The sequence below is a fragment of the Streptomyces sp. NPDC014891 genome (assembly GCF_043081085.1).
In the GTDB taxonomy this organism is placed as follows: domain Bacteria; phylum Actinomycetota; class Actinomycetes; order Streptomycetales; family Streptomycetaceae; genus Streptomyces.
In genome coordinates this window covers 99,557-112,256 of the sequence record NZ_JBIBWF010000003.1, presented here as the reverse complement: position 1 = coordinate 112,256, position 12,700 = coordinate 99,557, and the positions used below count along the sequence as shown (strand labels likewise).

The window sequence follows — 12,700 nt, the reverse complement described above, 5'->3', positions numbered from 1 at the left end:
TATTAGAGAGATCTCTCTAATATGGAATTGGAGGGTACTCTCCGATTCATGGCCCGGCCACCCCGTTTCGACAGCGACCGACTCCTCGACGCCGCCGTCCGCCTCGCCGCCGACGGCGGGCCCGCCGCCGTCACCATGTCCGCCGTCGCCCAGGCGGTCGGCGCGCCCAGTGGCTCCGTCTACCACCGGTTCGCGGGACGGCCGGTGCTGCTCGCCGAGGTCTGGCTGCGGACCGTCGAGCGGTTCCAGGAGGAGTACGCGCACTCCCTCGACCAGGAGCCCGACCCGCACCGGGCCGCCCGCGCGGCCGCCCGGCACGTCGTCGCCTGGAGCCGGGCCCACCCGCGGCAGGCCGCGCTCCTGCTGCACGGCCCCGAGGAGTTCGGGCAGACCGACTGGCCCCCCGAGCACCGGGAGCGCGCGGACGGCGGCAACCGCCGCACGCTCGCCCGGCTGGCCGCGCTCGGCACGGCCCTCGGCGCGACCGGCCCCCAGGACCGCGAGCGGATCGCCCTCGCCGTGATCGAGGTACCGCTGAGCGTGGTCCGCCGCCACCTCCGCCCCGGCGGGGCCCTCCCGCCCTACGCCGAGGACCTCGCCGAGGACAGCGCCGCCGCGTTGCTCGACCGCTTCCGCTGACGCCTGACCCGAAAGACAGGCCCCGGCGCCGGGCCTGCGGGCGTCGGGCCGCCCCGGCGTCGGGTCGGCCCGACCCCGAGGCCCTCTCGCAGGCCCCCCGCCGCTCCTCAGGCCAGGATGCCGCTTCCGTGCGGCGCGTACAGGTCGAGGAGCCGGACCCGGGTCACCTGGAGACGGTGGGCCAGGATCGCCCCCACCCAGAACATGACCGAGGCCCCGAACTCCGCGTCGGAGCGGCACATCGAGCGCACGGCCGGGGCGTTGAACTCGTGGGCGCGGACCGGCGTCATCGCCTCCGCGCCCGACTGGCACAGATACGGCGGGAACATCCACGACAGGCCCACCAGCTCGCCGTGGTGCAGGGTCTCGATCACCGGGGCCCCGCGCCCCGGCACCCTCGCGTCCAGGGTCACGGCCCCCGTCTTCACGATCCAGAACCGGTCGGCGTGCTGCTGCTCCTCGAACAGCCGGTGACCGGACTCGAAGTACACGTCCTCGGCGAAGGCCATCAGGCGCTCCCGGTGCTCCGGCGGCAACGTGCTGACCTTGGGTGCGGCACTGCTCATGGCGGACCCTCCTCGCGCACTCGGCTCCCACCCCCAGTGTCCGCCAGCCCGCCCCTTAGCGCGCGGACGCCACCGGGAGGCCGCTCCCGCACGGGATACCCGCACCCCTCCGGCGTGCGGCTACCGGACGGAGGGCGGAGCATGAACGTGAGAGGGAGCGGCAAGCGGGGGCGTGAGCCAGGAGGGTGCCATGCCCGTCCCGGAAGGCGGCGTCCCCGAGGGCGGCGACGCGCTCGTCGTGCTGCGCGGGGTCGACAAGCACTTCGGCACGCTGCACGTGCTGCAGTCCATCGACCTCACGATCCACCGCGGCGAGGTCGTGGTCGTGATCGGGCCGTCCGGATCCGGGAAGTCGACGCTGTGCCGGGCCGTCAACCGCCTGGAGACCGTCGACGCCGGCGAGATCGTCGTCGACGGTCGGCCCCTCCCCGCCGAGGGCCGTGAACTCGCGGCCCTGCGGGCCGACGTCGGCATGGTCTTCCAGTCCTTCAACCTCTTCGCGCACAAGACCGTCCTCGACAACGTCACCCTGGGCCAGATCAAGGTCCGCAAGAAGGACCGGAAGGCGGCGGAGGAGCGCGCCCGCGCCCTCCTCGACCGGGTCGGGGTCGCCTCGCAGGCGGAGAAGTACCCGGCCCAGCTCTCCGGCGGCCAGCAACAGCGCGTGGCGATCGCCCGCGCCCTCGCCATGGATCCTAAGGTGATGCTCTTCGACGAGCCGACCTCCGCGCTCGACCCCGAGATGATCAACGAAGTCCTGGAGGTCATGCAGCAACTCGCCCGGGACGGCATGACGATGGTGGTCGTCACCCATGAGATGGGCTTCGCCCGGTCCGCCGCGGACCGGGTCGTCTTCATGGCCGACGGCAGGATCGTCGAGGAGACCACCCCGGACGAGTTCTTCAGCAATCCGCGCAGCGACCGTGCCAAGGACTTCCTGTCCAAGATCCTCCACCACTGACACCACTGACACCACTGACACCACTGACACCACCAACCCACTGACACCGCGGCGCCGCAGCACCGCACCACACGGCGGGTCGCCGCCCGACCAGCAGCCCCCAGGGGTGATCCTCATGAACGCGACCAGGACCGGCGGGAAGACCGCCAGGGCCGGCGTGGCCGCCGCCGCGGCCGTCGTCCTCTCCCTCACCTCCGCAGGACTCGCCGCCGGCGCGACCGCCGCCGTGCCGCGCGACCACGGAGGCGACGAGATCACCGTCGGCATCAAGTACGACCAGCCCGGCATCGGCCTCAAGACCCCGGACGGCACGTACACCGGCTTCGACGTCGACGTGGCCACCTACATCGCCAAGGAGCTGGGCCACGACCCGTCCGACATCGTCTGGAAGGAGGCCAAGAGCGCGGACCGCGAGACGCTGCTCCAGCGCGGTGACGTGGACTTCATCGCGGCCTCGTACTCCATCAACGACGAGCGCGCGGAGAAGGTCGACTTCGCCGGCCCCTACCTCCTGGCCCACCAGGACGTGCTCATCCGGGCCGACGACGACTCCATCAAGAAGCCCTCGGACCTGAACAACAAGCGGCTCTGCTCGGTCACCGGCTCGACGTCCGCGCAGAACGTCAAGGAGAAGCTGGCACCCGACGCCCAGCTCCAGGAGTACGGCGGCTACTCCGAGTGCCTGACCGGACTGGAGAACGGCGTCATCGACGCCGTCACCACCGACGACTCGATCCTCGCCGGATACGCCGCACAGAGCCAGTTCAAGGACAAGTTCAAGCTCGGCGGCTTCAAGATGAGCAACGAGAACTACGGCATCGGCGTCCAGAAGGGCAGCGAACTCAAGGACCGGATCAACACGGCCCTGGAGAAGATGGTCGCCGACGGCTCCTGGGACGCCGCGGTGAAGAAGAACTTCGGGCCGGCGAACTACCAGAACGAACCCGCCCCCGAGATCGGCGTCATCGTGAAGTGAGCGGGCCGCCGTGTTCGACTTCCTCCAGGGGTACGACCTGCTCGGAGCCTTCTGGGTGACGGTGCAGCTCACCGTCTACTCGGCGATCGGCTCCCTCGTCTGGGGGACGCTGCTGGCGGCGATGCGCGTCAGCCCCGTCCCCCTCATGCGGGGCTTCGGCACCGTCTACGTCAACGTCGTCCGCAACATCCCCCTCACCGTCATCATCGTCTTCACCTCGCTCGGCCTCTTCCAGACGCTCGGCGTCAGCATGGGCGCGGACCGGTTCACCACGATCAACTTCCGGCTCGCCGTCCTCGGCCTCATCGCCTACACGAGCGCCTTCGTCTGCGAGGCCCTGCGCTCCGGCATCAACACGGTCCCCCTCGGCCAGGTCGAGGCGGCCCGCGCGATCGGGCTCAGCTTTCCGCAGGTCCTGCGGATCATCGTGCTCCCGCAGGCCTTCCGCTCCGTCGTCGGCCCCCTCGCCAACGTCCTCATCGCGCTCACCAAGAACACCACGGTGGCCGCCGCCATCGGGGTCGCCGAAGCGGCCCTGCTGATGCGGGAGATGATCGAGAACGAGGCCCAACTCATCCTGATCTCCGCGATCTTCGCCGTCGGCTTCATCTGCCTGACCCTGCCCACCGGCCTGTTCCTCGGCTGGGTGGCCAAGAAGGTGGCGGTGAAGCGGTGAAGACCAGACCCACCGTCCTCTACGACGTCCCCGGACCCCGCGCCCGGCGCCGCAACCTCCTCTGGACGCTGCTCTTCCTGGTCGCGCTCGCCCTCGTCGTCTGGTGGGTCGTGGCGGGCCTCGCGGCGAAGAACCAGCTCGAATGGTCCAAGTGGGCCCCCTTCTTCACCGACGCCCGCGTCTGGGAGACGTACCTCCTCCCGGCCCTGGAGAACACCGTGATCGCCGCCGGCCTGGCCATGGTGATCGCGCTGCCCCTCGGCGCCCTCCTCGGCGTCTCGCGCCTCTCCGAGCACCGGACCGTGCGCGGCGTCGCGGGCACGGTCGTCGAGTTCTTCCGCGCCATCCCCGTCCTGATCCTCATGCTCTTCGCCAACGCGGCCTACTCCGAGTTCACCGACATCAGCCCGGACACCCGCCCGCTGTACGCCGTCGTGACCGGCCTCGTCCTCTACAACGCCTCCGTGCTCGCCGAGGTCGTCCGGGCCGGCATCCTCTCGCTCCCCTCCGGCCAGACCGACGCGGCGAAGGCCATCGGCTTGCGCAAGGGCCAGACCATGGCGTACGTGCTCCTCCCGCAGTCGGTCACGGCGATGCTGCCCGCGCTCGTGTCCCAGCTCGTGGTCATCGTCAAGGACACCGCGCTCGGCGGCGCCATGCTCGGCTTCTCCGAACTCCTCGCCTCGGTCCGCCCGATGAGCGCCAACTACGGGGCCAACACCATCGCCTGCTTCACCGTCGTCGCGGTGATCTTCGTCCTCCTCAACTTCGCCCTCACCAGCTTCGCCTCCTGGCTCGAAGGACGGCTGCGCCGGGGCAAGAGGTCCACGGGCGCCGTCGTCGGAGCGGGCGCCGTGGAGGAGCTGGCCACCCCGGGCGAACACCGGGGGCCGACCGACGGGACCCCCTGACGCCTCGGCTCCGCACGCCCCCGGCAGTCGCACGCCCGTGCCGGACGGCGCCTCGCGCGCGTGCCCCGGCGGGGGCACGCGCGCGCACCGGTCACGCCCGGGGGAGGGCGAGCACCGCCACCGGGTCGGAGGTCGGACTCGGCGAACCACCGGCCGGTTCGACGGTGACCCCCACCCCGGACGCCTGCCGCACGGGCCCTTCGAGGAGGGTCGCCTCGGCGGTCGCGTCGCCCGGGTCCATCAGCCCGGCGGACCGCATGCTCCCGCCGTCGTCGTACCAGAGCTGGTAGACCTTGCCGGCCGGCGGCGGCGCCATCCCGGAGGCCGCGAACACCGCCCGGTCGAGGGAGGACGAGACGACGACCGTCCCCACGGCGCCCCCTTCGAGCCGCGTGGTGGAGACCCGGGCGTCCGGGGCCGCCAGGACCTCGGCCACGGAGTCGTTCGCCTGACGCGCCCGGTCCGCCTCCTGCCGGGCGTCCTCGGCCGCGCCGTGCTGCCAGACGGCGACCCCGCCGAGCCCGACCGCCCCGGCCAGACACGCGGCCAGCGCCCAGTGCGACCACCGCCGGAAGCCGCGGACCCGGCGCGAGCCGCCGCCCGCCTTCGAGGTCGGCGGCGGCTCCTGGCGTACGGTCGCGATCCGCTCCAGGACACCGGCCCGCAGCGAGGCGGTCGGCGTCACCGCGACGGCGACGCCGAGCCGGGCGACGGTCTCGGAGAACTCGTGCACCTCCTGCGCGCAGGACGGGCACTGCGCCAGATGGCGCCGTACGGCCGCGTGCTCCTCGACGTCCAGGGCGTCGAGCACGTACGCGCCGGTCAGCATGTGCGGATCCACGGCGTTCACACGCCCACCCCCAGACAGTCACGGAGCCGGATCAGACCGTCGCGCATCCGCGCCTTGACGGTCCCCAGCGGCACGGACAGCAGTTCCGCGACCTCGCGGTAGGTGAGGCCCCGGTAGTACGCCAGGGTCACCGACTGGTGCTGCAGCTCGGTGAGACCCCGCAGACAGCGCCGGACCTGCTCGCGCTCCAGCCGGCCCTCCACCTGCTCCACCACCTCGTCGTAGGCCGCCGCGTGGTCCAGGAGCGCCGCCCGCCTCTCGCGGTCCGACGCGGCCTGCTCCGAGCGGACCCGGTCGACGGCCCTGCGGTGCGCCAGCATCAGGACCCAGTTCATCACCGACCCCCGCTCGGGCTGGTAGCGGGCCGCCGTGCGCCACACCTCGACCAGCACCTCCTGAGCGACCTCCTCCGACTGGGCGGCGTCCCTCAGGACGGTCCGGACGAGGCCCAGCACGGGGCCGGACACGGCGTCGAACACGGCCGTGAAGGCCTGCTGGTCGCCGAGCGCCACCCGGCCCATCAGCTCGGGAAGGTCCGGGGCCGCGGGTCGGACGTCTCCGATCCACACGTTCTCTGTCACCGGCGGTTTCCTCCAGGGATCACATCAGTACGGGAGGTGTTCGGAGCCGACGGCCCCGCGGACGGGTGTCCGGGCGACCTTTCCGCACAGGCCGGTCCGCCGAGGCGGGTCGGCCGTTCCTCATCCCTCATTCGGCCGATCGGGGGCATCCGGACGCGGCCCCGCCCCGAATCACTCGTGAGGGCCGCTCCGACCGGTCGGCCCCGAGGCTAGGAGTGATCGATCATGAACACCCAGACCTTCAGCCGTGCCACCGTCGCCGTCACCGCCGCCGTCCTGCTGCCACTCGGCCTGACCGCCTACTCGGCCCAGGCGGGCGACGGCGGGTCGGCGTCCTCGTCGAGCGCGGCCGCCGCGAAGGCAGACGGCCCGTTCGGACCCGGGTGCGCCGCGATCCCCGAGGAAGGCGCCGGCTCCCTCGCCGGGATGGCCGACGACCCGGTCGCCACGGCGGCCTCGAACAACCCCGAGCTCTCCACACTGGTCACCGCCGTCAAGCAGGCCGGACTCGTCGACACCCTGAACAACGCGAAGGACATCACGGTCTTCGCGCCCACCAACGCCGCCTTCGCCAAGATCCCGAAGGCCGACCTGGACAAGGTCCTCGCCGACAAGGCGATGCTGACGGACATCCTCACGTACCACGTGGTGGGGCAGAAGCTGACCCCGCAGCAGATGGAGAACGGCTCCTTCGAGACCCTCCAGAAGAGCAAGCTGACCACCAAGGGCTCCGGCGAGTCCTTCACCGTCAACGACTCCGCGAAGGTGGTCTGCGGCAACGTCCCCACCGCCAACGCCACGGTCTACATCATCGACACCGTGCTGATGCCCAAGTAGCGGCGTCCGCCGCGGGGGCACCCTCCTCCGGCCCCGTCGCGGCCCGGCCGATCCGGCCGGGGTGCGGCGGGGCCGTCGTACGAGGACGTCAGCGGCGGGGGACGGGCACCTCGCCCAGCTCCTCGTTCAGGGCGTCCAGGAAGCGCACGGCCGCGGCCAGCTCCTCGCCGTCGAACCGCAGCCGGGCCCGCTCCGCCGCCTGGGCCAGCGGCATGAAGTAGTTCCGCGCGGCCGCCCGCGCCCCCTCGGCGTAGTGCACGTGGACGACCCGGCGGTCGGCGCTCTCCCGGGAGCGGCGGATGTGCCCGGCCCGTTCGAGCCGGTCCAGGCAGGCCGTGACCGCCCCCGAGGTCAGCCCCAGGTGCTCGCGCAGCCGGCCGGGCGTCAGCGGCTCCGGACTGTCCAGCACGACCGAGAGCGCCTGCACGTCCGTGGGATGCAGTCCCTGCGCGAGCGCGAAACCATGGACCAGCCGATTGATCTCACCGTTCGTCCGACGCAGCGCGCGGGCGAAGCTGTGCGCATCACCCGGCGTCCGCCCGTGCGCGGTCCCACCGGTCTCGGGTTCCTCTGTTCTGGCCACACGATCAGCCTATAGAAACCGGCCCCGCGCATCCGAGGCGGCCGCACCCGTGGAAGAGAACAGGTGGAAACCCATCCCCCGGCCGGTGGGGGAGTGCGACACCCGACAGCGGAACGGAGCAGATCCATGAGCGACGCGTCAGGGCACGAGACACCGGGGCCCCTGTGCCTGGTCACCGGTGCCAGCGGCTACATCGGCGGCCGCCTCGTCCCCGAACTCCTGGAGGCCGGCTTCCGGGTGCGGTGCCTGGCCCGCACCCCCGCGAAGCTGCGGGACCACCCCTGGGCCGGGGAGGTGGAGATCGTCAAGGGGGACGTCACCGACGCCGACACCCTCGGCCCCGCCTTCGACGGCGTGGACGTCGCCTACTACCTGGTGCACGCGCTGGGGGCGGGCCCCGGCTTCGAGCACACCGACCGCGCCGCGGCCCGCACCTTCGCCGTGCGGGCCCGCTCCGCGGGCGTCGGGCGCATCGTCTACCTGGGCGGTCTCACCCCCCGCGGCGTCCCCGAGGAGGAGCTCTCCCCGCACCTGCGCTCACGCGCCGAGGTCGGACAGATCTTCCTGGCGTCCGGGGTCCCCACCACGGTCCTCCGCGCCGCCGTCATCATCGGATCCGGCTCCGCCTCCTTCGAGATGCTCCGCTACCTCACCGAGCGGCTCCCCGTGATGGTCACCCCGAGCTGGGTCCGCACCCGGATCCAGCCGATCGCCGTCCGGGACGTCCTGCGCTACCTGGTCGGCAGCGCGCGCATGCCCGCCGAGGTCAGCCGGGCCTTCGACATCGGCGGCCCCGACGTCCTCACGTACCTCGGCATGATGCGCCGCTACGCCTCCGTCGCCGGCCTGCCCCGGCGGCTCATCTTCCCCGTGCCGGTCCTCACCCCGCGGCTGTCCAGCCACTGGATCGGCCTGGTCACCCCGGTGCCCCGGTCGATCGCCCGCCCGCTCGCGGAGTCCCTCCGCCACGAGGTCGTCTGCCACGAGCACGACATCGCCGAGTGGGTGCCTGACCCGCCCGGCGCCCCGCTCCGCTTCGAGCGGGCGCTCGACCTCGCCCTCCAGCGGGTCCGCGAGGCGAAGACCACCACCCGCTGGTCCTCCGCGTCGCTGCCCGGGGCGCCGAGCGACCCCCTGCCCACCGACCCCGACTGGGCGGGCGGCAGCCTCTACACCGACGAGCGCGAACTGGACGTCGGCGCCTCCCCCCAGGCGCTGTGGCGGGTCGTCGAGGGCATCGGCGGGGAGAACGGCTGGTACTCCTTCCCCCTCGCCTGGGCCGTCCGCGGCTGGCTGGACCGACTCGTCGGCGGCGTCGGCCTGCGCCGGGGCCGCCGCGACGCCCAGCACCTGCGCGCGGGGGACTCCCTGGACTTCTGGCGGGTGGAGGAGATCGAGCGCGGCCGACTGCTGCGGCTGCGCGCCGAGATGAGGATCCCGGGACTCGCCTGGCTGGAGATGTACGCCGAGAGCGACGGGAACGGGGCCGCCCGCTACCGTCAGCGGGCCCTGTTCCACCCCCGCGGACTGGCCGGCCACGCCTACTGGTGGAGCGTCGCCCCGTTCCACGCCGTGGTCTTCGGCGGCATGGCCCGCAACATCGCGCTGACGGCGGAGGCGAGCGAGGCCGAGGGCACGGGCGCCCAGGACCGGGGCCCGGCCGGGGAGCCCGAGCCGGCGGGGACCGCCGCCACGGGGAAGCGGCCGCTTTCGGCCGGAGAGTCGCCCGGATCCGGCGCATCCGGCGCGCCTCCGGGGGCGGAATGACCCCGCACGCCCGTACAGCGACCACCGGAGCGGCGCCCCGCCGAGCCGGTCGGCGATCCCCTCCAGGAGCGGTCCCATGAACGTCTCGGTCGTCCTCTTCACCTCGGACCTCCGTGTCCACGACCATCCGCCGCTGCGCGCCGCGCTCGGCCGGGGAGGCGAGGTCGTCCCCCTCTTCGTCCGGGACCCGGCCGTGGCCCGGGCGGGCGGCACCTCGCCGAACCGCGACGCGTTCCTCGCGGACTGCCTCGCCTCCCTCGACGCGGGACTGCGGGAGCGCGGCGGCCGGCTCGTGGTGCGCTCGGGCGACCCGGTCGAGGAGGTGTGCGCCGTCGTGCGCGAGGCCGACGCCGACATCGTCCACATGGCGGCCGGCTGCAGCGGCTTCGCCCGGCGCCGCGAGGACCGGCTGCGCCGCGCCCTGGAGGCGGACGGACGCCGCCTGTACGTCCACGACGCCGTCGTCACGGCGCTGCCCACCGGCGCGGTGACCCCGGCCGGCTCGGACCACTACGCCGTCTTCACCCCGTACTTCCGCCGCTGGGCGCAGGAGCGGCTGCGCGAGCCGATCACGGCCCCGCGCGTGGTCCGGATGCCGCAGGGCGTCCGCTCGGAGGACCTGCCGGCCCGGGCGGACGTCGCCGACGTCTCCGAGGGGCTCGCCGCGGGCGGCGAGGCGGAGGGCCGGAAGCGGCTCTCGGCCTGGCTGTCGCGGGGTGTCGACGCCTACGAGGACGGTCACGACGACCTGGCGGGCGACGCCACCTCCCGTCTGTCGCCCTACCTCCACTTCGGGGCCGTCTCGGCGTCCGAGGCGGTCCACCGGGCCCGCGCGCGGGGCGGGGCGGGCGCCGAGGCGTTCGTCCGCCAGCTCTGCTGGCGCGACTTCCACCACCAGGTGCTGGCCGCGCGCCCCGAGGCCTCCGTCGACGACTACCGCACCAGGCACGACCGCTGGCGGCGCGGGAAGGAGGCGGAGGCCGACCTCCTGGCGTGGCGCGAGGGCCGCACCGGCTACCCGGTGGTCGACGCCGCGATGCGGCAGCTCGCCCACGAGGGGTGGATGCACAACCGGGGGCGGCTGCTCGCCGCGTCGTTCCTGACCAAGACGCTGTACATCGACTGGCGGGAGGGGGCCCGGCACTTCCTCGACCTGCTGGTCGACGGCGACGTCGCCAACAACCAGCTCAACTGGCAGTGGATGGCCGGCACGGGCACGGACACCCGCCCCAACCGGGTGCTCAACCCGGTGACCCAGGGCAAGCGGTACGACCCGGACGGCGCGTACGTCCGCCGCTGGGTGCCGGAGCTCGAAGGCATCGAGGGCTCCGCGGTGCACGACCCGTGGAAGCTGCCGGGGCTGGAGCGGGCCCGCTACGACTACCCGGACCCGGTCGTCGACCTCGCCGACGGCCTCGCCCGCTTCCGGCACGCCCGGGGCCAGGACGAGGACTGACCCCTCCTCACGCGCGGGTCGGCCGCGCCGAACCCCGGTCCGCCGCGGCCGCCGACGGTCGCTAGGGGGTGCGCGGGGCGGCGCACAGGCCGCTCAGCAGGGACAGGGCCTCCCGCAGCCCGGTGGGGCGCAGCATGCCCGGACCGAGGGTCCGGCCCGCCCAGCCGGGTCCCGTGAGGAGGACCGCGGTCCGGGACCGGGCGCCCCTGACGCCCCATGAGGTCTCGGACACGTGACGCGCCAGGGGGTGGTTCGCCGTCGAGCGGGCCTGGGCCCACAGCACGACCGCGGCGGGGCCGGTCCTGCGGACCGCCTGGTCGAGCGCCTCCGGTGGCACGGCGCCCCCGAACATCAGGGTGGGGAGGCCGAGTTCGGCCAGTCCGGCGGTGAGCGCCTCCAGCGGGAGGGTGTGCTGCTCGTGGGGCACGCAGGCGAGCAGCACCGGCCGAGTGCCCCCCTTGGGGGGCCCGGTGCGGCCCGGCGCGGCGGCCCGGCGCAGTGCCGTGGAGACGTGCCAGGACAGCAGGTGCTCCACCTCGACGTAGCGGTCCTCCGAGGTCTCCCACTTGCGGCCCACGGCGTGCAGCGCCGGCGCCAGCACCTCCTCCCACGCGGTGACCAGTCCGTACCGGGCGATCGCGGAGTCCATGATCTCGTCCAGGGCGGCGGAGTCGAGCCGGACGGCCGCGCGGCCCAGGCCCCGCAGCTCCATGCGCACGTCGCCGGGCACCGGTTCGCGGGCGCCCGGCTCGGCGGCGGGAGCCTCTCCGGGGAGGGGATCCGAGGTCACGGGAGCATCGGCGGACTCGACGGACTCGACGGACTCGACGGGATCGGCGGGGTCTGCGGGCTCGGCGGGGGCGGCCGGGGCCGCTCCGGCGGTTCCGGCCCCGGCCCGGGCCGTCCTGGCGGCCTCCGCCGGCGGGACCCCGGCGGCCGTCAGCCGGCACATCTCCTGGAGGACGGCGATGTCGTGCGGGCTCCACCGGCGGTGCCGGCCGCTCTCGTGGGCGGCGGGGCCGATGCCGTAGCGCCGGTCCCAGGAACGCAGGGTGGTGGGGGCGACACCCAGGCGGCGCGCGACCGCGCCGCTGGTGAGACCCGGCGAGGTTCCGGTCATGACTCCACCATACGACGCACGAACGATGCGAATGGTGTGAGCGCCTCCTCGGGACGGACTCTGGGGACAGCCCGACAGGGTCCACCCACAGCAGACCGGTCCACTCCGGTCCAGGTCACACAGGAGGCGGGTCGCCATGACCGTACAGGTTGCTCTCGCCCGGCCGTCGCTCCCGAACGGGGCGCCGTCCCTGTCCGACCGCGAGGTCGCGGACGGGTTCGTGCGCGGCGACGAGCGCTGCCTGGCCGCGGCGTACGACCGCTGGCACGGCCTGGTGCACACCATGGCCGCCCGCACGCTCGGGGACGTCAGGGAGGCCGAGGACGTGGGCCAGCAGGTCTTCCTCGCCGCCTGGCGGGGCCGCGCCGGCTACCGGCCGGAGCGCGGCCCCTTCCCCGGCTGGCTCGTGGGCATCACCCGGCGGAAGATCGCCGACACCCTCTCGGCCCGCACCCGCCGCCGTGACCTGGTGGCCGCCGCCGGCGCGCGGCTGCCGCTCACCGAGGACTCCGGCGCCGAACACGACACGGTCCTCGACCGGATCGTCGTGACGGGCGAGCTGGCCAAGCTCCCCGCCGCGCAGCGCGAGGTCCTCGCCATGGCCTTCTACGGCGACCTCACCCAGGTGCAGATCGCCGAGCGCACCGGAATGCCGCTCGGCACGGTGAAGAGCCACGCGAGGCGCGGCCTCGACCGGATGCGCCGCTCGCTGAGCCGCCCGGCGAGCGGTCCAGGGCTCTCTGCACCCTGCTGACCTGCCGGAACGCCCCGGTGGAC

At 73.6% G+C, this 12,700-nt stretch carries 14 protein-coding genes; 9 read left to right on the top strand and 5 right to left on the bottom strand.

What is annotated here, in order from left to right:
* Window positions 1-48 precede the first annotated feature (48 nt).
* Window positions 49-639, top strand: coding sequence for a TetR/AcrR family transcriptional regulator (locus ACF09E_RS08890; protein WP_392204520.1), 591 nt, complete (start codon window positions 49-51; stop codon window positions 637-639).
* Between the two features lie 107 nt (window positions 640-746).
* On the opposite strand, the gene ACF09E_RS08885 is transcribed toward ACF09E_RS08890, so the two are convergent.
* Window positions 747-1,205, bottom strand: coding sequence for a cyclic nucleotide-binding domain-containing protein (locus ACF09E_RS08885; protein WP_361861622.1), 459 nt, complete (start codon window positions 1,203-1,205; stop codon window positions 747-749).
* Window positions 1,206-1,395: 190 nt separating this feature from the next.
* Here ACF09E_RS08885 and ACF09E_RS08880 point away from each other — a divergent pair, with 190 nt between their 5' ends.
* From ACF09E_RS08880 to ACF09E_RS08865, 4 genes are all read left to right on the top strand, one after another.
* Window positions 1,396-2,166 (top strand): amino acid ABC transporter ATP-binding protein, encoded by a 771-nt coding sequence (locus ACF09E_RS08880; RefSeq protein WP_392204519.1) that lies wholly within the window; start codon window positions 1,396-1,398, stop codon window positions 2,164-2,166.
* A 115-nt stretch (window positions 2,167-2,281) separates the two neighbouring features.
* Window positions 2,282-3,142 (top strand): glutamate ABC transporter substrate-binding protein, encoded by an 861-nt coding sequence (locus ACF09E_RS08875; RefSeq protein ID WP_392204518.1) that lies wholly within the window; start codon window positions 2,282-2,284, stop codon window positions 3,140-3,142.
* Between the two features lie 10 nt (window positions 3,143-3,152).
* A complete protein-coding gene (locus ACF09E_RS08870) occupies window positions 3,153-3,818 on the top strand; it encodes an amino acid ABC transporter permease (RefSeq protein ID WP_329285723.1) in 666 nt (221 codons plus the stop codon).
* The gene (locus tag ACF09E_RS08865; protein ID WP_392204517.1) at window positions 3,815-4,729 is read left to right on the top strand and encodes an amino acid ABC transporter permease; all 915 of its coding nucleotides are present in this window, start codon (window positions 3,815-3,817) and stop codon (window positions 4,727-4,729) included. The genes ACF09E_RS08870 and ACF09E_RS08865 overlap by 4 nt, the downstream gene beginning before the upstream one ends.
* 91 nt (window positions 4,730-4,820) lie before the next feature.
* On the opposite strand, the gene ACF09E_RS08860 is transcribed toward ACF09E_RS08865, so the two are convergent.
* The gene (locus ACF09E_RS08860) at window positions 4,821-5,579 is read right to left on the bottom strand and encodes an anti-sigma factor domain-containing protein (RefSeq protein ID WP_392204516.1); all 759 of its coding nucleotides are present in this window, start codon (window positions 5,577-5,579) and stop codon (window positions 4,821-4,823) included.
* Window positions 5,576-6,160 carry a sigma-70 family RNA polymerase sigma factor gene (locus tag ACF09E_RS08855; RefSeq protein ID WP_361860458.1) on the bottom strand — a complete coding sequence of 195 codons (585 nt, stop codon included), beginning with the start codon at window positions 6,158-6,160 and terminating at the stop codon, window positions 5,576-5,578. The genes ACF09E_RS08860 and ACF09E_RS08855 overlap by 4 nt, the downstream gene beginning before the upstream one ends.
* Before the next feature lie 225 nt (window positions 6,161-6,385).
* Between ACF09E_RS08855 and ACF09E_RS08850 the strand changes: the two genes are divergently transcribed.
* On the top strand, window positions 6,386-6,997 hold the full coding sequence (locus ACF09E_RS08850; RefSeq protein ID WP_361860460.1) for a fasciclin domain-containing protein: 612 nt from the start codon (window positions 6,386-6,388) through the stop codon (window positions 6,995-6,997).
* 88 nt (window positions 6,998-7,085) lie between these two features.
* On the opposite strand, the gene ACF09E_RS08845 is transcribed toward ACF09E_RS08850, so the two are convergent.
* Entirely contained in the window at window positions 7,086-7,580 is a 495-nt protein-coding gene (locus ACF09E_RS08845) for a MarR family winged helix-turn-helix transcriptional regulator (protein WP_392204515.1), read from the bottom strand.
* Between the two features lie 126 nt (window positions 7,581-7,706).
* On the opposite strand from ACF09E_RS08845, the gene ACF09E_RS08840 reads away from it, so the two are divergent.
* A complete protein-coding gene (locus ACF09E_RS08840) occupies window positions 7,707-9,347 on the top strand; it encodes an SDR family oxidoreductase (protein WP_392204514.1) in 1,641 nt (546 codons plus the stop codon).
* Between the two features lie 76 nt (window positions 9,348-9,423).
* Entirely contained in the window at window positions 9,424-10,803 is a 1,380-nt protein-coding gene (locus tag ACF09E_RS08835; protein WP_392204513.1) for a cryptochrome/photolyase family protein, read from the top strand.
* Window positions 10,804-10,864: 61 nt separating this feature from the next.
* Here the strand turns inward: ACF09E_RS08835 and ACF09E_RS08830 are convergent, their stop codons facing one another.
* Window positions 10,865-11,923: a MerR family transcriptional regulator gene (locus tag ACF09E_RS08830; RefSeq protein WP_392204512.1), complete on the bottom strand. Its 1,059-nt coding sequence runs from the start codon at window positions 11,921-11,923 to the stop codon at window positions 10,865-10,867.
* Between the two features lie 136 nt (window positions 11,924-12,059).
* Here ACF09E_RS08830 and ACF09E_RS08825 point away from each other — a divergent pair, with 136 nt between their 5' ends.
* On the top strand, window positions 12,060-12,677 hold the full coding sequence (locus tag ACF09E_RS08825) for a sigma-70 family RNA polymerase sigma factor (protein WP_392204511.1): 618 nt from the start codon (window positions 12,060-12,062) through the stop codon (window positions 12,675-12,677).
* Window positions 12,678-12,700 lie beyond the last annotated feature (23 nt).

Excerpts from the sequence above, each read along its gene's own strand:
- ACF09E_RS08890 (WP_392204520.1), top strand. The coding sequence starts at position 49 with ATGGCCCGGCCACCCCGTTTCGACAGCGACCGACTCCTCGACGCCGCC.
- ACF09E_RS08885 (WP_361861622.1), bottom strand. The coding sequence starts at position 1,205 with ATGAGCAGTGCCGCACCCAAGGTCAGCACGTTGCCGCCGGAGCACCGG.
- ACF09E_RS08880 (WP_392204519.1), top strand. The coding sequence starts at position 1,396 with ATGCCCGTCCCGGAAGGCGGCGTCCCCGAGGGCGGCGACGCGCTCGTC.
- ACF09E_RS08875 (WP_392204518.1), top strand. The coding sequence starts at position 2,282 with ATGAACGCGACCAGGACCGGCGGGAAGACCGCCAGGGCCGGCGTGGCC.
- ACF09E_RS08850 (WP_361860460.1), top strand. The coding sequence starts at position 6,386 with ATGAACACCCAGACCTTCAGCCGTGCCACCGTCGCCGTCACCGCCGCC.
- ACF09E_RS08840 (WP_392204514.1), top strand. The coding sequence starts at position 7,707 with ATGAGCGACGCGTCAGGGCACGAGACACCGGGGCCCCTGTGCCTGGTC.
- ACF09E_RS08835 (WP_392204513.1), top strand. The coding sequence starts at position 9,424 with ATGAACGTCTCGGTCGTCCTCTTCACCTCGGACCTCCGTGTCCACGAC.
- ACF09E_RS08830 (WP_392204512.1), bottom strand. The coding sequence starts at position 11,923 with ATGACCGGAACCTCGCCGGGTCTCACCAGCGGCGCGGTCGCGCGCCGC.
- ACF09E_RS08825 (WP_392204511.1), top strand. The coding sequence starts at position 12,060 with ATGACCGTACAGGTTGCTCTCGCCCGGCCGTCGCTCCCGAACGGGGCG.